Raw genomic sequence first — 18,477 nt, forward strand, 5'->3', positions numbered from 1 at the left:
AATGGCGCCGCCTGAGGGGCGGCGCGGGAATGATGGCGAAACTGTAATGCTTAGTTAATACTCGCTGCGGGGGGAATCAAGACTTCGGCCGGCGCATCCGTGATGAACAGCTGCGCGCAATCGACCTTGTCGAATTCGTAGTGCTGGCCGCAAAAATCGCAGTTCACGCCCACTTGTCCCACTTCGTCGAGCGTGCCGTTGACTTCTTCCTCGCCCAGCATCTTGAGCATATTGCCCACTTTTTCGCGCGTGCAGCTGCAATGGAAGCTTGGGTGCAGCGGGTCGAAGACGCGGATCGTTTCTTCCCAGAACAAGCGTTGCATCAGGGTTTCGATGTCGGTGGCGAGGATTTCTTCCTCTTTCAGGGTCGACGCCAGCATCACGGCGCGGTGCCATGTGTCCAGCGCGTCTTCTTCGGAGATAGGCGTCGCTTCGGCCTTGCCGCCGTGGTGCGGCAGCTTTTGCAGCAGCAGGCCGCGCGAGACGCTGTCGTCCGTGGCCAGCCACAAGCGCGTGTCGAGTTGTTCCGAACGCAACATGTAGTTTTCGATCACGGTCGCCATGTCGTCGCCGTCCAGCGGCACGATGCCCTGGTACGGTTGCTGGCCTGGCACCTTGTCGGCCGGGTCCAGGGTGATGATGAAGCGACCCTTGCCCGTGGCGTTGAGCAATTGCGGCACGGTGGCGACCTCGGGAATGGCGGCGTCCGGGTCCAGCTTGGCCGTGGCGCGCAGGCGCAAGTCCGAATCGCACTCGACCACCATCAGGCGCACGGGACCGTCACCATGGATTTGCATGATGATGGAACCGTTGAATTTCAGGTTGGCCGACAGCAGAGCGGCGGCGGCGACCATTTCACCCAGCACTTTTTTCACGGCCGTCGGGTAGGCGTGGCGCGCAACTACTTCCTGCCAGGTGCCGGAGACGTCGATGAACTGGCCGCGCACGGCGGCGTTGTCAAAAATAAATTTTTGCAAGGTATCCTGGGTGGTGGCGGCTGCGCTGACAGCGCCCGTGGTTTCAGTCGTCATTCTCTTATCCAATCTTCTTGAGTTGCGTATTAAATAGCTGGCCGCGTTGCACATAGTTCACGGCGTTGCCTTGTAGCTTGGTGATATCGTCTACCGTCAGGGCCCGCACGGCTTTCGCCGGTGAGCCGATGATCAGCATATTGTCGGGAAATTCCTTGCCTTCCGTGACCAGTGCGCCTGCGCCGACCAGGCAGCCCTTGCCGATCTTCGCGCCATTCAGGATCACGGCCTGGATGCCGATCAGGGCGCCATCGCCAATCGTGCATCCATGCAACATCGCCTGGTGGCCGATGGTCACGTTCTGGCCGATGTCGAGCGGGTAGCCCGGATCCGTGTGCAGCACGGCGCCTTCCTGCACATTGCTGTTGGCACCCACGGTGATGCGTTCATTGTCGCCGCGGATGGTGGCGCCGAACCATACGGACGTATTCGCTTCCAGCGTCACCTTGCCGATCACGTTGGCCGTGTCGGCAACAAAAGCGGAAGCGTCAATCTGTGGCGCATCGGCGCCCAATTGGTAGAGTGTCATCGTTAGCCTATGGCGGTGGTGGAAGCGCCGGGCTGGGCCGGACGCGGAAGTTTTGCTTGGCTTACCTGCTATGTACGCTATTTTACGCTGTTGCAGGGCAAGTCCTGGCGCCGACCACCAATCCGGTATAATTATCGAACGGTCGTACTTTTATGTTCGTACTATTTACAGACACAGCATGTGGCGCCATCCGCGCCACTTTCAAGGCAGGCAATGAGATGAAACCCATGAAACTTTCCCGTTCCGAATTCATCAACATCCGCGGCGCCCGCACGCATGTGCGTCATTGGGGCCGCGAAGGCGCGCCCATCCTGTTCATGGTACACGGCTGGATGGACGTGGCCGCCTCGTTCCAGTTCGTCGTCGACGAGCTGGCAGGCGACTGGCACGTGATCGCGCCCGACTGGCGCGGTTTTGGCCTCAGCGACTACACGCAGTCCGATACTTACTGGTTCCCCGATTACCTGGCCGACCTGGACGCCATGCTGCTGCACTATTCGCCGGACGCACCCGTCAAGTTGCTCGGTCACAGCATGGGCGCCAACGTGGCCGGCTTGTATGCGGGCGTGCGGCCCGAGCGCATCAGCCGCTTCATCAACCTGGAAGGCTTCGGCATGATGGCGACGGAGCCGGAGCAGGCGCCGGGCCGCTACGCCAAGTGGCTGGACGAATTGCGCGAGCCGCCCGCCATGCGCAGCTATCCGAGTCAACAGGCCGTGGCCGAGCGCCTGCAAAAGACCAATCCGCGCCTGCCGGACGCGCGCGCAGCTTTCCTGGCCGAACACTGGTCGGCGCAGAACGAGGCGGGCGAGTGGGACATCTTGGGCGACCCGCAGCACAAGCGCGTCAATCCCATCCTGTATCAGGTGGAAGAAGTGATGGCGTGCTGGCGCCGCATCACGGCGCCCGTGCTGTGGGTGGAGGCGATGGAGACGAATATGTGGCAATGGATGGGACCAAAGGACGAGGCGCGCATCGAAATCGACCGGCGTTTGGCCTGCATCAAGGATGTGCGCTGCGAAATGATGGCGGACGCGGGCCACATGCTGCACCATGACCAGCCGGCGGAGCTGGCGCGCCTGGTGGAAACCTTCCTGGCGCAGTAATGCATTGGCGCAACTGTGTCGCTAACGCGACTTCCTTATCGGGCAAGCAGCGTACAATGAAAGCTTCTTTCATGCTGAGCCCGTGCAGGGTATTGTTTTCACATGCTTAAAGTCGACCTGCATTGTCATTCGAATATTTCCGACGGCGTGCTCGCGCCTGCCGCCGTGGCCGCGTACGCTTGCCGCGCGGGCGTCGATGTGTGGGCACTCACGGACCACGATGAAGTGTCCGGTATCGCCGCCGCGCGCACGGCCGCGCTGGACCTGGGCATGCGTTTCGTGGCCGGCGTGGAAATTTCCATCACTTGGGCCGGCCAGACCGTGCACATCGTGGGCTTGCAAGTCGATGAAAACAATCCCGGTCTCGTACAGGGCTTGCACCAGACACGCTCCGGGCGCGACGCGCGCGGCCGCGAAATCGCCCGCCAGCTGGACCTGGCCGGCATCCCCGACGCCTATGAAGGGGCCTTGAAATTTGTCGGCAACCCGGATTTGATGTCGCGCACGCATTTCGCCCGCTACATCGTGGAAATGGGGAAATGCGCGAATATCCCTGACGTGTTCAAGAAATACCTGTCGGAAGGCAAGCCGGGTTATGTCGAGCACCGTTGGGCCACCCTGGCCGAGTCGGTGGGCTGGATACGCGGCGCGGGCGGCGTGGCCGTCATCGCCCATCCGGGCCGCTACCGCTTCAGCGACATGGCGCAAGGCGTGCTGTTCGATGAATTCAAGCAGCTCGGCGGCGTGGCTATCGAAGTCGTCACGGGCAGTCACAGTCCGGATCAGTATCCGGAATACGCGCAGCTGGCCAACGCCTACGGCTTCCTCGCTTCGCGCGGCACGGATTTCCATGCGCCAGGCGAGTCGCGCGTGGATTTTGCCAAGCTGCCGCCTTTACCTGCCAACGTGACCCCGATCTGGCACGACTGGTTCTAAGGTACGGCTGGCCGGCGCCTGCCGAGCAGGGCTTGAAAAGTCGCGACCGCATACTTATCTTTTAGTTATTATTGTTTTCCGGAGCCATCGCCCATGAAACGTATCGTCCTTTTTGTTGTCACCAACCTGGCCGTGATGCTGGTGCTGTCGCTCGTCCTCAGCTTGCTGGGCGTGGGCAACCCGGCACGCGGCAGCACTCTAAACCTGGGCAGCCTGCTGGTGTTTTCGCTGGTGGTGGGGTTCACGGGGTCGATCTTTTCCCTGTTGATCAGCAAACCCATGGCCAAGTGGAGCACGGGCGCGCGCGTGATCGACAACCCGACCTCGTCAACCGAATTGTGGCTGGTCAATACCGTGCGCGCCCTGTCCGAGCGGGCCGGCATCGGCATGCCGGAAGTGGCCGTGTATGAAGGCGAGGCGAATGCCTTCGCCACGGGCGCCTTCAAAAATTCGGCGCTGGTGGCTGTCTCGACGGGTTTGCTGCAAAGCATGAACCGCGATGAAGTCGAAGCCGTGCTGGGCCACGAGATCGCCCACGTCGCCAATGGCGACATGGTCACCCTGACCCTGATCCAGGGCGTGGTGAATACCTTTGTCGTCTTCATGGCCCGCGTGGTGGGTTTCTTTGTCGACAATGTGCTGTTGAAAAATAACAACCGCGAAGGCGGCGGACGCGGCATCGGCTATTTCGTCACCGTCATGGTGTGCGAAGTGATCTTTGGCTTGCTCGCTTCCATCATCGTGGCTTGGTTCTCGCGCCAGCGCGAATTTCGCGCCGATGCCGGTTCGGCCAAACTGTTGGGCAGCCCCACGCCGATGATGCATGCGCTGGCCCGCCTGGGCGGCGTACCGCCGGGCGAGCTGCCTCAATCGATGCAGGCGCTGGGCATCAGCGGCGGCAATGGCGGCTGGGGCGCGCTGTTTGCCACCCATCCGCCTCTCGAACAACGTATTGCCGCGCTGCGCGGCGTACAATAATGCTAACTTAACAAGCTGGTTCGCCAGAATGCTTACACATGAGTCAATTTTTTCATATTCACCCTGAGAATCCGCAATTGCGCCTGATCAAGCAGGCGGCACAAATCATCCAGTCCGGCGGCGTCGTGGCCTTGCCCACGGATTCCTGCTACGCACTGGTGTGTCAGCTCGACGACAAAGGCGCCGTCGAGCGCCTGCGCCGCATCCGTGGCGTGGATGAAAAGCATCACCTGACCTTGCTGTGCCGCGACTTGAGCGAGCTGGGTGTATATGCCCGCGTCGACAACCGCCAGTTCCGCCTGCTCAAGGCGGCCACGCCGGGCGCTTACACCTTCATCCTGGAAGCGACCAAGGAAGTACCGCGCCGCCTCAGTCATCCTTCGCGCAAGACCATCGGCCTGCGCGTGCCGCAGCACCGCATCGTGCAAAGCCTGCTGGACGAGCTGGGCCAGCCACTGCTGGGTGCCACCCTGACCCTGCCCGGCGACGAAGACAGCCTGACGGATGCCGACACGATCCGCGAGCGCCTGGAAAAGCTGGTCGACCTGATCATCGATGGCGGCGTCTGCGCGCATGGCCCCAGCACCGTGATCGACCTGACGGGTGCGGAGCCGGAAGTGGTGCGCGTGGGACGCGGCGACCCGGCTGCGCTGGGCTTGTAGTGGCTGGCGCAGGGCGCTGGATTTACCTATCTTTAATGGCAACATAAGAAAGGCTCCAGTACGCCTCTGGTAGAATCTCGGTCATGAGCGATTTCAATACGATAGTCCAGACCGTTGCGGTGTACCTGGTGCCGGTGCTGTTTGCCATTTCCCTGCATGAGGCGGCGCACGGCTACGCGGCGCGCTATTTCGGCGACCCTACGGCCTCGAACGAGGGCAGGTTGAGCCTCAATCCCATCCGGCATATCGATCCTTTCGGCACGATACTGCTGCCCTTGATACTGTATTTCACGATCCAGGTACCGTTTGGCTATGCCAAGCCGGTGCCCGTCGACTTCAGCCGTCTGCGCAATCCGAAGAAGCAGATGGCGTGGGTGGCATTTGCCGGTCCCGGCGCGAATTTCGTCATGGGCTTGGGCTGGATGATCGCCTTTGTCGTCCTTAGCATCATGCCGCCGACGGAAATGGCCATGTTTTTCCGCAAGATGGCCGGTGCCGGCGTCAGCGTGAATGCGGCCATGTTTGTCTTTAACCTGATTCCCGTGCCGCCCCTCGATGGCGGGCGCATCATGACTGGCTTGCTGCCGATGCAGCTGGCGCGTCCTTACGCCAGCATCGAGCGCTACAGCCTGTATGTGTTCGGCGCCCTGGTGCTGCTGATGTACACGGGCATATTGAACCGCGCCTTGCTGGCGGCGATCGAATTTGTGATTGGCATTTTTGTCGCCATGGTCACGCCCCTGACGGCACTATTGACTTGATGCCCGCAACTGGATGGTCGCAAATAATTGATGGAAATACCGATGCAAGTAATTGAACCAACTATAGAAACTGAAGCGATTTCCGCTTGGGTACGTCGCTGGGCGCCCCTGATCCCGGGCGGCGAAGTGCTGGACCTGGCCTGCGGCGCCGGGCGCCATGCGCGCCACCTGGTGAGTCTGGGCCACCCCGTCATCGCGCTCGACCATGATCCGGAAATGCTGGAAAAGGCGGCCGGCACGGGCATCACTACCTCGCTGGTGGACCTGGAAGCGCCGGGCGCCGTGTGGCCGTTCGCCCCCGGGCGCTTTGCCGGCATCGTCGTCACCAATTATCTGCACCGGCCCCTGCTGGAAGCCATGGTGGCTAGCCTGGCGCCCGATGGCGTGCTGCTGTACGAAACGTTTGCCGAAGGTAATGAGCAGTTTGGCAAGCCGTCGAATCCGAAATTCCTGCTGAAGGAAGGCGAAATGCTGAGCTGGGCGGTGCAGCACGGCTTGCGTGTGGTAGCGTACGAAGATGGACGCGTGGAACAGCCAAAAGCTGCTCTGGTGCAACGAATTTGTGCCGTCCGCCCGGATTTTCCACGGTTGGCGGCCCTGCTGCCGACGTTTTGAGCGGCCATACTATGTCAGAATGCACCACAGGCGCGGGCTATCCGCTACAATCGTTGTTTTATTTATCGGCGCTATAAACTTACTATGATCAAGGGCAGCATTGTAGCAATCGTCACCCCGATGCACGCAGACGGCAGTCTGGACTTTCCAGGTCTGCGCAAGCTGATCGACTGGCATATCGCCGAGGGTACGGACGGCATCGTCATCGTTGGCACGACGGGCGAATCGGCAACAGTCAGCGTAGAAGAACACTGCGAGCTGATCCGGTTGACCGTCGAACATGCCAAGGGACGCATTCCTATCATCGCCGGCGCCGGAGGCAACTCCACGGCCGAGGCCATCAAACTGACGCGCTATGCAAAAGAAGCGGGCGCCGATGCTGTCCTGCAAGTGGTGCCGTACTACAACCGTCCTACCCAGGAAGGCATGTACCAGCACTTCAAGGCCATCGCCGAAGCCGTCGATATTCCTGTCATCCTGTATAACGTGCCTGGCCGCACGGTTGCCGACATGGGCAACGAGACCATCGTGCGCCTGTCCGCCATCCCGAATATCGTCGGCGTGAAAGATGCGACCGGCAATATCGGCCGCGGCATCGACTTGCTGCGCCTCGTGCCGGCCGACTTCGCCGTGTACTCGGGCGATGATCCGACGGCCATGGCGCTGATGTTTTGCGGCGGCCACGGCAATATCTCCGTGACGGCCAACGTGGCGCCGCGCGCCATGCACGAACTGTGCGTTGCGGCCATGGCGGGCGAGCGTGCCAAGGCGATCGCCATCAATAACAAAGTTTTTCCTCTGCACCAGAAATTGTTTGTCGAGCCCAATCCGGTGCCCGTCAAATGGGCGCTGGCCGAAATGGGCCTGATGCCGGCCGGCATACGTTTGCCATTGGTGCCACTGGCTGAAAATTGCCATGCTATCGTGCGCGATGCCTTGCGCGACGCCGGCATCCTGTCTTAAGGCCGAACTTCAAACCGGACTTGACCAGTCCGGACCTTCCCTGATTCCAGCTGCTACTTAGCTTCTTATCCAGTTACGACATGACTAATTGCAAGAAAAACCAATCGGCGCCTGCCACCATCGCCGTCCGCGGCATCGTCATCGGCGCCATCGCAGCCAGCCTCGCGGGCTGCGGCATGATCAGTTCGGTAGTCGGCGGCGACAAGGTCGACTACAAGTCGGTCAAGAAAGCCGGCACCCTGGACGTGCCGCCTGACCTGACGCAATTGCAGCAGGACAACCGCTACTCCCTGCCGGATTCGAAAAACGGCGTGGCCACGGCTTCCGGCTATAACGCGCAGCGCAACGCCACGGCCGGCACGCCCGTCATCGTGGGCGCCGACGGCGTGGTGGGCGTCGTGCCAGTCACGGCCGGTGGCGTGAAGGTCGAGCGCGCGGGCAACCAGCGCTGGCTGGTCGTCAAGCAGTCGCCTGAAGTGCTGTGGCCGCAACTCAAGCAGTTCTGGGAAGATTCCGGCTTTACCGTCGCCATCGACCAGCCCACGGCTGGCATCATGGAAACCGAGTGGAATGAAAACCGCGCCAAGTTGCCGCAAGACTTTATCCGCAACACCATAGGCAAGGCCTTCGATTCGATGTACTCGACAGGTGAAAAAGACAAGTTCCGCACCCGCGTGGAGCGCCTGGCCGATGGTTCGACCGAGATCTACATCAGCCACCGTGGCGTGGAAGAGGTCGTTACGGGCCGCGACAAGGAAACCACCACCTGGACCGCGCGGCCGAATGATCCGGGCCTGGAAGCACAATTTCTGGCCAAGCTGATGACGCGCCTGGGCGCGGCCAGCGACGAAGCGCAAGCGAAGACGGCCGTCGACGGCGCCATCGTGCAGCCGCTGCACGCCAAACTGGTGGGCGACGCCGCCACGCCGGCGCGCGGCATCGAAGTCGATGAAGGCTTCGACCGCGCCTGGCGCCGTGTCGGCCTGGCGCTGGACCGCGTCGGCTTCACTGTGGAAGACCGCGACCGTACGCAAGGCACGTATTTCGTACGTTACGTCGATCCGGATGCTGTGAAGAAAGATGGTTTCTTCTCGAAACTGTTCAGCTGGGGCTCGTCGTCCGACAAGGACAAGGAAGCGCAGCGCTACCGCGTCCTGGTCAAGGCTGGCAATGGCGCGACCAGCCTGGTCAGCATCCTCAGCAACGAAGGCAAACCCGATACCTCGCCAGTGGCCGAGAAGATCCTGGGCTTGCTGAACGATCAGCTGAAATAAGTAGTACATTCGCGGCAGGCATCAGAGCCTGCCGCACATTAAAAAAGCTGGCCCGGGAAACCGTGCCAGCTTTTTTATTGCCGATTACCAGCGTTTTATCCGGCGCATAAAACTGCGGACACAAAAAAGCCGGCCCGAGGGCCGGCTTTCTTTCCTGCGGGGTGCTAAATTACTTAGCAGCCGATGCAGCAGCCGAAGCAGCCGAAGCAGCGTCGGTAGCGGCCGAAGCGGCAGCCGTAGCAGCAGCAGCAGCGTCGGTAGCGGCCGAAGCAGCAGCGTCAGCAGCAGCAGCTGGAGCAGCTTCAACTACTGGTGCTGGTGCTGGGGTTTCAACTACTGGTGCTGGTGCAGGAGCTTCTTCTTTTTTGCTGCAAGCAGCCAGAGCAACAACCATCAGGGAGGCGATCAGCAGGGATTTTTTCATTTGTTTTCCTTAATTATTTCAAAAAATAAATCAATATTGTTGCGATGAATAATTACCGGTAATTATCGCTCGTTAGGTCGTCTTCGAAGGCTTTTCGTACCAGGTGGTGCCTGCCAGACAACGGAAACTTCCTAACCGAATATTATAGCGATTTTTGGTGCGTCGCAATAGGAGCAAGAGGCAAATTCGCAACTATTTTGTGATATCGCAATATTTGCCGAAGCAAATTGCAAGCAAGTGTAAGCGATTTGCGAAAGCGCGACAAAGCGATATAAAAATAATATGTTTCATTGCGCTAACGCAGATGCTGTCATTTCATCTACTGTAATACCACTTTGCTACGCCACGATCATTCAGGCCAGTTCGATCCAGCCAACCTGATACCAGGTATATAACGCATCCATCACGTCATCGGAAGCCTGGGCCACGGCGGCGCCATTGAGGGCGCGTTCGTTGGCCAGGATTTCCAGGGCCGCTTTGTCGGCCTTGCCAATGGCAAACGATTCACCATTGATGAAGACATTCTTGCCACGATACAGCATCAGCGTCTTGCGCGACAACACAACGCCCTTTTTTTGTGCGGCGTCCGCGAAGCGGCCCACCGTCAACGGCTTGGACAGCGGCGTGAAAAACACATTGTGTTTCGGTTCCGACAGGTGTTCGCCCAGGAAGATGGTCACGTCTTCTTCCGTGAAGCGCACCTTGTTTATTTCTTCCGTGATGATGCTGAGCATTTCGCGGGGGATTTCCGCCGGTTTGTCCGACGCTTTCAAGTCGGGATCGCTGTAGATGCCCGGTAAGTCGATCGAGTCGGCCATGAATTGCAGGAAAGCTTCGCCCAGTTCCTGGAACGTGGGTGAGCGGAAGCCGATCGAATACGTCTGGCAGTCGCCGATGGCCACGCCGTCGTGTGCGTAGTGGGGCGGCAGGTACAGCATGTCGCCCGGTTCCAGCGTGAATTCTTCGTTGGGCGTGAAGTTGCTGAGGATTTTCAGCGGCAAGCCGTCGATCAGGCTCAGGTCCTTCTGCGCGCCGATGCGCCAGTGGCGTTTGCCCTGGCCTTGCAGCAGGAACACGTCGTAGGAATCGAAATGCGGGCCCACGCCGCCGCCATCGGTGGCGAAGCTGACCATCAGGTCGTCCAGGCGTGCGTCCGGCAGGAAACGGAACTGGCGCAGCAGGGCGTCGGCCTTGGCGCTGTGCAGATTGGCGCCCTGCACCAGCAAGGTCCATTCTTTCTGTTTCAACGATGGCAGGCTGGTCAGCGGGCCTTGCTGCATGTTCCAGTGTCCATCCGCATGGCTCACCAGGCGCGATTCGACGTGGTCCAGGGCAGCCAGCTCGGTCAGGGCCTTGATATCGAACAGCGCCTTGAAGCCAGGTACGGCTTGACGGATCAACAAGGGTTTTTTATGCCAGTAGTCGCGCAGGAATTGCGCCGGCGTGATATCGCCGAGGAGAGTTAATTTTTTCATGCGCCCATTATAACAACCGGAAATGCAGGAATGCGCCTGCCGTTGGCGGCGTGAAGGTATAATTTGCCTGCTTATACAATGAAAGGAAACATAATGAAGATTGCCAAAAATACGGTCGTGACTGTCAACTACAAACTGTCAGACGCGCAAGACAATCTGATCGAAGACGGCCGTCAGCCGATGGTCTACCTGCACGGCGATTATGAAAACACCCTGCCGAAGATCGAAGAAGAGCTCGATGGCAAGGAAGTTGGCTATTCCAACACGATCCAGATCGAACCGGATGATGCTTTCGGTGAATACGATCCAGCCCTGGTGAAGGTCGAGCCGCGCAATCGCCTGCCTGAGCCGCTGGAAGTGGGCATGCAGTTCGAAGGCATGCCGGAAAGCGATTCGCCGGACGAAGAAGCGATGATCTTCACGGTGACCGATATCGCCGACGACAAAGTCGTGCTGGACGGCAACCATCCACTGGCCGGCATCGCGCTGCGCTTCTCGCTGACCGTCGCTGACGTACGTGTAGCCACCGACGAAGAAATTGCCCATGGCCACGTGCATGGCGCACACGGCCATGACCATGGCGATGAAGATGATGAAGGCGACGGCGAAGAGGGCGACCACTTCCGCACTCATCCTATCCACTAATCTGGAGACGCCTGACCAAACCTGCTGCGCGGCGCGCTTTGCGGCCGGCGATGCTCACCGTACTGGAGTACGGTTGCGCTTCTCGGCCACAAATCACTGCCGCTCGCTATGGTTTTGTCAGGCGTCGTGACGTCTGTTGTCTGTTAGATAAAGGCTGGCTTTGCGCCGGCCTTTATTTATTGCTGTGCACGTTTATCGGCGCACAGTCGACGCCTTGGCGCGCGCTTGCGCCGATGGCCTGACGGCCCGTTGACGCACCTCAAAGAATGGCGTCTTGCCTGGCCGTACGGCGATGGCGGACCAGTCGCTGTCGATGCTGACGTGGCCAAGGTTGCCTTTCCAGCTGATTTTCGGCCCGCCTGCTCTGGCTGCGGCCTTTCTACTCTTGCCTTCCTTGCCGTCCACGTCGCCATCGCGCTGCGTATCGACCAATAAGACCTTGCCGCTGAATTTCTTCGACAGGGTGCGGATCTGCTTGCGCGGTCCGGCAAAGCCATCCTGTTTCGAACTAAAGCTGGGCAGCAGCGAATTGTCGTCTTCATCGAGCACGCCCACGTCGCCATCGGAAAACAGCACGATGCCGTCGAGTTGCTTGCGCTGCGCCATGGCAAACAGGCGTTGCAGCCAGGAGCGGTTGGCGACCAGGCGGTCTTCGAATTCGCTGTTGCGTCCCGCTTCTGGCAGGAAATGGTTGTTATTCGCGGGCAGGTTGATGGTGGCGAACAGCACGCCGCCGTATTCCCAGTGGGCATTTTCCGCATAGCTGCGGAATTTCGCCGTCGATGACAGTCTCGACAGGGTCAGCTTGCGCTGGCCCAGGCTCTGGTCGTCGGCGAAATACACGTCGCGCAAGCGGTTCAGGCGTTCGATGGCGTTGACCCTGCCGCGCGAATTGCGGCAGTTGGCCCAGTCGCTGGCCGACAGCGAGACGATCAGCGGCGGCCCGCTGGCGTCCAGCAGGTCCTTGCGTTGGCTGTACAGCTTGTCGCTGCAGGACTCGCTGGCAGCCTTGATGCCGGTTGCCACTACGAACGAGGCATTGAAGGCGCTGGTGTCCGCGATGGCTTTTTTCAGGGGGCCGTCGTCCGGCCCCGCGTTGAAGGAATGGCCCAGCACGGCAAACTCGAAGCCGGCCTGGTCGCCCGGGGCGGCCAGCGCCGCTTGCCACTGCAGGCTGGCGGCCAGCAAGCCGGCGGCCAGCAGGCGCAGGCTAGCGATGCTGCGCCGCGTGGTCATGCGGCGGCCAGCCGTTTCAACTGATACAGCTGTTCCAGCGCGTCGCGCGGCGTGAGCGCATCGGGATCGAGGTCGGCGATCGCGTCGAGCAAGGCTTGCTGCGCCGCATTCAGCGCGGCCAGCGGTGCCGCTTCCTCTTCTTCCTCTTGCGCATACGGATCGGCGGAGGGCAGCGCGAACAGGTCGCGCTGCGGCGTGGCGTCGAGCGCTTGCGCTTCCAGGCGCGCCAGGTGCTTGCGCGCGGCCTTGATCACCGGCTGCGGCACGCCGGCCAGTTGCGCCACCTGCAAGCCGTAGCTTTGCGAGGCGGGACCGGCCTGCACGGCGTGCAGGAAGACGATGCTGTCCTTGTGTTCGACGGCCGACAAATGCACGTTGGCGGCGCTCGGGTGACTGTCCGGCAGTTGCGTCAGCTCAAAGTAATGCGTGGCAAACAAGGTAAAACTACGGCTGCTGTCGATCAAATGGCGCGCGATGGCCCATGCCAGGGCCAGGCCGTCGAAGGTCGAGGTGCCGCGGCCCACTTCATCCATCAACACCAGCGAATGCTCGGTGGCGCCGTTCAGGATCGCCGCCGATTCCGTCATTTCCACCATGAAGGTCGAGCGTCCGCCCGCCAAGTCGTCGGTGGCGCCGATGCGCGTGAAGATGCGGTCGATGGGACCGATGGTGGCGGAAGCGGCCGGCACGTAACTGCCCACGTAGGCCAGCAGGGTGATCAGGGCCACCTGGCGCATGAAGGTCGATTTACCGCCCATGTTCGGGCCAGTAATCAACAGCAGGCGGCGCTCGTTGACGAAGCGGCAATCGTTGGCGATGAAGCGTTCGATCTGCTTTTCCACCACCGGGTGGCGGCCTTCGACGATGTTGATGCACGGCTCGTCGACCAGTTGCGGCGCGGCCCAGTTGTGCTGCTGCGCATGTTCCGTCAGCGCGTTCAGGGTGTCGAGCTGGGCCAGGCCTTGCGAAATGGTTTGCAAGGTGCCGATGTGCGGCGCCAGCTCGGCCAGCAGCAGGTCGTACAGCAGCTTTTCTCGCACCAGGGCCTTGTCTTGCGCCGACAGGGCCTTGTCTTCGAACACTTTGAGTTCCGGCGTGATGTAGCGCTCGGCGTTTTTCAGAGTTTGGCGGCGGCGGTAGTCGTCCGGCACCTTGTCCGTCTGGCCGTGCGTGACTTCAATATAGAAGCCGTGCACCTTGTTGTATTCGACGCGCAGGTTGGCGATGCCCGTGCGCGCCCGTTCGCGCGTTTCCAGGTCGAGCAGGAACTGGCCCGCATTCTCCGACAGGGCGCGCAGTTCATCGAGTTCGGCATCGAAACCGGTGGCGAAGACGCCGCCGTCGCGCACCATGGCGGCCGGTTCCTGCGCCACGGCACGCACCAGCAAGTCCAGGCATGCGGTCGGTGTCGCCAGGGCCGCGTGGATGGCGGCCAGCAAACCTGTTTCTCCGCCCTGGCCAGGACCATAACAGCGCACCACGTCGCCGCGCAGGGCCGGCAGTTGCAATAAACCGTCGCGCAGGGCTGCCAGGTCGCGCGGACGCGCCGACAGCAGCGCGATGCGCGTGGTGATGCGTTCGATATCGGGCACTTGCGCCAAGGTGGCGGCCAATGGCCCCGCCGCTTCGCTTTGCGCCAGCGCGGCGATGGCTTCATGGCGCGCGCGCGCCACGTTCTGGTCGCGCCGCGCATGGTGCAGCCAATGGCGCAGCATGCGCGAACCCATGGCCGTGCGGCAATGATCCAGCAGCGAGAACAGCGTGGGCGATTCCTGGCCGCGGATGGTTTCCGTCAACTCCAGGTTGCGCCGCGTGGCCGCGTCCAGGCCGATGAATTCGCTTTCCGTTTCCGTCGTCAAGGAGCGCACGTGCTGCAAGCCGCGTCCCTGCGTCGACTGTGCATAGCGCAGCAGCGCGCCGGCCGCGCCGAACGCGGCGCCGAGGCCATCGGCGCCAAAGCCGGTGAGTGTCGCCACTTTCAGTTGATCGAGCAGGGCCTTGTGGCCGCCGACCACGTCGAAATGCCAGTCCGGCACGCGGTTGATATGCGTGCCCGCATAGTCGTCGAACAGCTTGCCATTGTCGCCGCTCAGGATTTCGGCCGGCACGATGCGCTCCAGTTCTTGCTGCAATCGCGCCGCCACGGTGCTGCTGTCGCCGGAAAACTCCATCAGTTTAAGCGCTCCGCTGGCCAGCGACAGCCAGGCCAGGCCCGTGGTGACCGTCTTGCGCTGCGTGATGCTGCACATGGCCAGCAGCGGGCGCTCGGCCTTCTCGGGCAGCAAGTCCGCATCCGTCAAGGTGCCGGGCGTGACGACGCGCATGACCTTGCGCTCGACGGGACCCTTGCTGGTGGCCGGGTCGCCGATCTGTTCGCAAATGGCCACCGACTCGCCCAGCTTGACCAGCTTGGCCAGATAGCCATCGAGCGAGTGAAACGGCACGCCGCACATTTTGATGGGATTGCCACTGGCCACGCCGCGCGCCGTCAGGGTAATGCCCAGCAGGCGCGAGGCTTTTTCCGCATCCTCGAAAAACAGCTCGTAGAAATCGCCCATGCGGTAGAAGACCAACATCGTCGGATGGTTTTCCTTGATGCCTAAATATTGCTGCATCATCGGAGTAAGCTTTTCAGCCGAATTTTTCTTTGCCGCAGCGGCGTTGATTTCTTTTGGGACGGTGGTCATGTGTTCTTTGTCGTTGGTCCGGCGGCAGGGAAAGACGTGCCTGACGGGCTGTGGGTGGTGCTGTGTGCATTCAAGACCGCGCCAGGGGGGCGGAGCTTGGGTCCAAGGCCGTCATTTTACCGCTTTCGGCAGGCGGGGCGGCGTATTGCGTGCGGATGTGAAAAAGCCGCGCTGGCGGAGGTCGGCGCGGCTTGGATATCCGGTAGCACTAGTGGTCGGGCGAAAAGTGTCTGTCGGTCGCTGTACGGATTACGTATCGGTGTGGCCACCTATCGATGCTTCCGGATCAAAACTGAAGACGCGCAGTTCCGGCAAGTCTTGCTCGCCTCGAATGATGCGCACGGTCAGTACGAACGAGAGTTCCCAGCGGCCCTTGCTTTGACCCACGTCAAGGCTGTGTTTCCAATCCTGGCGGATGCGGCGCAGATCCGGTAGGGCAGGGTCTGGTGGTAAGACATGGGACTCGAAATCCAGGGGCAGTTGATAGGTGGCGCCAGCGGCTTGCAGGAAGGGCGACGGCAGCGAATAGCGGGTGGGTACGTCGGGGCCGATTTGGGTCAGCTGGGGTACGCTGATGAGGCAGCAATTGACGACTTGAAAGGACGTAAAGCCACTTTCTTTGGTGCCACAGCAATTGACTTCCAGGTAGACGTGCTGGCCTTGCTGGAAATGCACACCGCCCATATAGGGACCATGGCGCGGGTCAGCGCTGCCGTCGCAGGAAGTAAACGCATAGTCGAGCTGGTTGGTAATCTGGTCTGCATCAAAGTGCACGGACAACTTCATCCAGGGTTTTTCGTACGTCATGTTTTCTGATTTCTTTCCATATTAATAAGTAATTTCTGATAGCGAGCATCTCGCCGTAGTGTCAACAGATCGGGAGCGGATTCGATCAGGTTGAGGGGATAGCCATGTTCTATGGCTTGTTTCAATGCCGCCATCGCTTCATTGCGCTTGCCTATCAGTTCATAGGTCAGTGCGGCCCTGAAATGGGTGTCTGGCAATGTGGGAGCAAGCTGGACAGCTTGTACTACGTGCTTCAGCGCATCGTCTTGCGAGCCCACATAGGCTGAATATAGTGCCAGCCGCGAATTTATTTTTGGGTCGTTTGGCGAGTGGCGTAGCATCACTTGAATCAGCGTAATTGCGCGCCGATAAGAGTCGCGTGACAACTCAATCTGTCCGGGTACCCACCGTTGGGCATCCGCCAGGTTCGCCCATAGCAGGTAGTTGCCGGGACTGCCTTTAGTTTCTGAGACGGCACTTTTAAATGCCTGCACTGCTCCCAGATAGTCGCCCCGATTAAACAGGGCGTTGCCAAGATTGGTATACAGTTCCCAGTCAGGATGCACTTGTAATCCTTGCTGTAGCACCTGCAGGGCTTCGTCACTGCGATTCAGACGGTCAAGTGTACCGCTGAGTTGGGCATAGGAATTGGCCACATGCGGGTCCATCAGTATGGCTGTCCGGAAGAGCTTTTCAGCTTCCGTGTAATTACCTAGGTTGTAGTGCAGCTTGCCCAGTATTGAAATGAAAGGGCGATCACTGGGATATAGCGTGATGGCCTTGCCAAGCACTTCCTGAGCCAGGTCAAATTTTTGTGCATGGATGAGGAGGCGCGCCTTACCATACATGCCCAGCAGATTGTTTGGTTCAAGGTTCAAGGCTGCCGTGATTTCCTGCATCGCTTGCGGGCGTTTGCCTTGGTACTCCAGAACCCAGGCCTGTGCCACATGAGCAATAGCCAGCTGATCGTCGGTTACCAATGCTTGTTTTGCGGCAACGTCCGCACGTTGCAGCCAAGTTTCGTCACGGTTGCTACCTAAATAGCGCAACGTGAAAGCCAGCGAAAGGCCAGCATTTGCAGCAGCATGCTCTGGATTGTGTTTAAGGATGGTGCTGAAATGCTCAATGGCCAGTGTCTTACTGCTATCTTGATCGAGCATGCGCAACGCTTCCATCCCCGCCGCCATGCTGGCCATTTCTGAATACCGCGCCGGTGCTTTCTCGCCCGTGACGAACGATTTGACGGCAGGAATGATATTGGGCAGCTGCCATCCCGCCAGTACCGCCAGCAGCGCCACGCCTGCGCCCCATTTCAGCGTGCGCTGGCGGGGCAGGGGCAGGCGGATGGAGACGCTGGCGGGCGGTTCTTCCTTCGCCGGCGTCTCGTCGGCAAGGGGGGCAGCCACGGTGACAGCTTCCCCGCGCTGCGCCCCCATCGCCTCGCGCACATCGCGCATGGTGCGTGGCCGTTCGGCCGGGTCGTGCGCCGTCATCGCGCGCACGAGGGCGTTGATGGCGGGCGGCACCGTTTCCGGCAGGTAGGGCCACGGTTCCGTCGCCTGCATGTGGGCGGCGGCCAGGGCCAGGCCGTTCAGGTGGGCGAAGTGGCGCTGGCCGGCCAGCATTTCGTACAGCATGGCGCCCAGCGCGTAGACGTCGCCGCGCGTGTCGGGCAGGCGGCCCATCAGGCGTTCGGGCGCCATGTAGGCGATGGTGCCCTGCAAGTCGCACAGGGTGGTCGTTTGCGTCGCTTGCGGATCGATGTGGCGGGCCAGGCCGAAGTCGAGGATGCGCACCTTGCCATCCGCTTCCAGCATGAGGTTCGACGGTTTCAAGTCGCCATGCACGAGGTCCATGGCGTGCGCCTCTTCCATGGCGTCGGCGATCTGGTAGGCGATGTCGAGTGCCGCCTGCAGATCAGCCTTGCCGCTGTGCATGAACTGGCCCAGCGTCTGGCCTTCGACCAATTCCATGACGATGGACTGGCCCGTGCCCTGGCCCTCGATGGCGAAGATGCGCACGAAGGCTGCATGGCGCAGCGAGGCGGCCAGACGCGCTTCATTGATGAGTTTTTCGGGATGCAGCACGTCGGCTTGCGGTTTCAAACGCTTCAGCGCCACACTACGGCACAGCTTGGAATCCCAGGCTTCGAATACATGGCCGAAACCACCTTCGCCCAGCAAGCGGCGCACTTCGTAGTGCCCGCTGATAGTGTCGTCTTGCGACGGGGTCTGACGCAGGGAGTCGAGCAGTTCCATATACCTTGGCTTCAGAGTGCATCAGCGTGGACGTCAAGCATCGAGAGGGTGAATGCGATGTTTGAATGCCCAAGATGATTGATTTTGAGTAACTTCCTGATTTAAAACGAT

At 60.5% G+C, this 18,477-nt stretch carries 17 protein-coding genes; 9 read left to right on the plus strand and 8 right to left on the minus strand.

What is annotated here, in order from left to right; genetic code table 11:
• Positions 1 to 50: 50 nt before the first annotated feature.
• Both hslO and ACQ4W7_RS01990 read right to left on the minus strand, forming a co-directional pair.
• Complete coding sequence (gene hslO, locus ACQ4W7_RS01985; protein WP_426071728.1) at positions 51 to 1,031, minus strand: Hsp33 family molecular chaperone HslO; 981 nt, start codon at positions 1,029 to 1,031, stop codon at positions 51 to 53.
• 4 nt (positions 1,032 to 1,035) lie between these two features.
• The gene (locus tag ACQ4W7_RS01990) at positions 1,036 to 1,560 is read right to left on the minus strand and encodes a gamma carbonic anhydrase family protein (RefSeq protein ID WP_436528048.1); all 525 of its coding nucleotides are present in this window, start codon (positions 1,558 to 1,560) and stop codon (positions 1,036 to 1,038) included.
• Between the two features lie 227 nt (positions 1,561 to 1,787).
• Between ACQ4W7_RS01990 and ACQ4W7_RS01995 the strand changes: the two genes are divergently transcribed.
• The 8 genes from ACQ4W7_RS01995 (at position 1,788) to bamC (ending at position 8,855) form a co-directional block, all read left to right on the plus strand.
• A complete protein-coding gene (locus ACQ4W7_RS01995) occupies positions 1,788 to 2,666 on the plus strand; it encodes an alpha/beta fold hydrolase (protein ID WP_436528050.1) in 879 nt (292 codons plus the stop codon).
• Positions 2,667 to 2,768: 102 nt separating this feature from the next.
• Positions 2,769 to 3,602, plus strand: a complete 834-nt coding sequence (locus ACQ4W7_RS02000) for a 3',5'-nucleoside bisphosphate phosphatase (protein WP_426071731.1) — start codon at positions 2,769 to 2,771, stop codon at positions 3,600 to 3,602.
• 93 nt (positions 3,603 to 3,695) lie between these two features.
• Positions 3,696 to 4,580: a protease HtpX gene (gene htpX / locus ACQ4W7_RS02005; RefSeq protein ID WP_426071732.1), complete on the plus strand. Its 885-nt coding sequence runs from the start codon at positions 3,696 to 3,698 to the stop codon at positions 4,578 to 4,580.
• 38 nt (positions 4,581 to 4,618) lie between these two features.
• Positions 4,619 to 5,242, plus strand: coding sequence for an L-threonylcarbamoyladenylate synthase (locus ACQ4W7_RS02010; protein ID WP_426071733.1), 624 nt, complete (start codon positions 4,619 to 4,621; stop codon positions 5,240 to 5,242).
• A gap of 83 nt (positions 5,243 to 5,325) precedes the next feature.
• Positions 5,326 to 6,003 carry a site-2 protease family protein gene (locus tag ACQ4W7_RS02015; RefSeq protein ID WP_436528053.1) on the plus strand — a complete coding sequence of 226 codons (678 nt, stop codon included), beginning with the start codon at positions 5,326 to 5,328 and terminating at the stop codon, positions 6,001 to 6,003.
• A gap of 42 nt (positions 6,004 to 6,045) precedes the next feature.
• Positions 6,046 to 6,618: a class I SAM-dependent methyltransferase gene (locus ACQ4W7_RS02020; protein WP_426071735.1), complete on the plus strand. Its 573-nt coding sequence runs from the start codon at positions 6,046 to 6,048 to the stop codon at positions 6,616 to 6,618.
• 84 nt (positions 6,619 to 6,702) lie between these two features.
• The gene (gene dapA / locus ACQ4W7_RS02025) at positions 6,703 to 7,581 is read left to right on the plus strand and encodes a 4-hydroxy-tetrahydrodipicolinate synthase (RefSeq protein ID WP_436528055.1); all 879 of its coding nucleotides are present in this window, start codon (positions 6,703 to 6,705) and stop codon (positions 7,579 to 7,581) included.
• A gap of 80 nt (positions 7,582 to 7,661) precedes the next feature.
• Positions 7,662 to 8,855, plus strand: coding sequence for an NlpB/DapX family lipoprotein (gene bamC / locus ACQ4W7_RS02030; protein WP_426071737.1), 1,194 nt, complete (start codon positions 7,662 to 7,664; stop codon positions 8,853 to 8,855).
• 169 nt (positions 8,856 to 9,024) lie between these two features.
• On the opposite strand, the gene ACQ4W7_RS02035 is transcribed toward bamC, so the two are convergent.
• Both ACQ4W7_RS02035 and ACQ4W7_RS02040 read right to left on the minus strand, forming a co-directional pair.
• Complete coding sequence (locus tag ACQ4W7_RS02035; RefSeq protein ID WP_131687525.1) at positions 9,025 to 9,279, minus strand: flagellar basal body L-ring protein FlgH; 255 nt, start codon at positions 9,277 to 9,279, stop codon at positions 9,025 to 9,027.
• Between the two features lie 353 nt (positions 9,280 to 9,632).
• Complete coding sequence (locus ACQ4W7_RS02040; protein WP_436528058.1) at positions 9,633 to 10,754, minus strand: JmjC domain-containing protein; 1,122 nt, start codon at positions 10,752 to 10,754, stop codon at positions 9,633 to 9,635.
• Positions 10,755 to 10,847: 93 nt separating this feature from the next.
• Between ACQ4W7_RS02040 and ACQ4W7_RS02045 the strand changes: the two genes are divergently transcribed.
• Positions 10,848 to 11,399, plus strand: coding sequence for an FKBP-type peptidyl-prolyl cis-trans isomerase (locus ACQ4W7_RS02045; RefSeq protein WP_426071739.1), 552 nt, complete (start codon positions 10,848 to 10,850; stop codon positions 11,397 to 11,399).
• A gap of 192 nt (positions 11,400 to 11,591) precedes the next feature.
• Here the strand turns inward: ACQ4W7_RS02045 and ACQ4W7_RS02050 are convergent, their stop codons facing one another.
• The 4 genes from ACQ4W7_RS02050 to ACQ4W7_RS02065 all read right to left on the minus strand — a co-directional run bounded on the left by ACQ4W7_RS02050 (position 11,592) and on the right by ACQ4W7_RS02065 (position 18,366).
• Positions 11,592 to 12,635 (minus strand): hypothetical protein, encoded by a 1,044-nt coding sequence (locus tag ACQ4W7_RS02050; protein ID WP_436528060.1) that lies wholly within the window; start codon positions 12,633 to 12,635, stop codon positions 11,592 to 11,594.
• Complete coding sequence (mutS, locus tag ACQ4W7_RS02055; RefSeq protein WP_436528062.1) at positions 12,632 to 15,322, minus strand: DNA mismatch repair protein MutS; 2,691 nt, start codon at positions 15,320 to 15,322, stop codon at positions 12,632 to 12,634. The genes ACQ4W7_RS02050 and mutS overlap by 4 nt, the downstream gene beginning before the upstream one ends.
• 249 nt (positions 15,323 to 15,571) lie before the next feature.
• A complete protein-coding gene (locus ACQ4W7_RS02060) occupies positions 15,572 to 16,129 on the minus strand; it encodes a hypothetical protein (protein ID WP_436528064.1) in 558 nt (185 codons plus the stop codon).
• The gene (locus ACQ4W7_RS02065) at positions 16,126 to 18,366 is read right to left on the minus strand and encodes a protein kinase domain-containing protein (RefSeq protein ID WP_436528066.1); all 2,241 of its coding nucleotides are present in this window, start codon (positions 18,364 to 18,366) and stop codon (positions 16,126 to 16,128) included. Before ACQ4W7_RS02065 ends, ACQ4W7_RS02060 begins: the two co-directional genes overlap by 4 nt.
• Between the last annotated feature and the right edge of the window lie 111 nt (positions 18,367 to 18,477).

Source organism: Janthinobacterium algoris (assembly GCF_051380935.1).
Classification (GTDB): Bacteria; Pseudomonadota; Gammaproteobacteria; order Burkholderiales; family Burkholderiaceae_D; genus Janthinobacterium.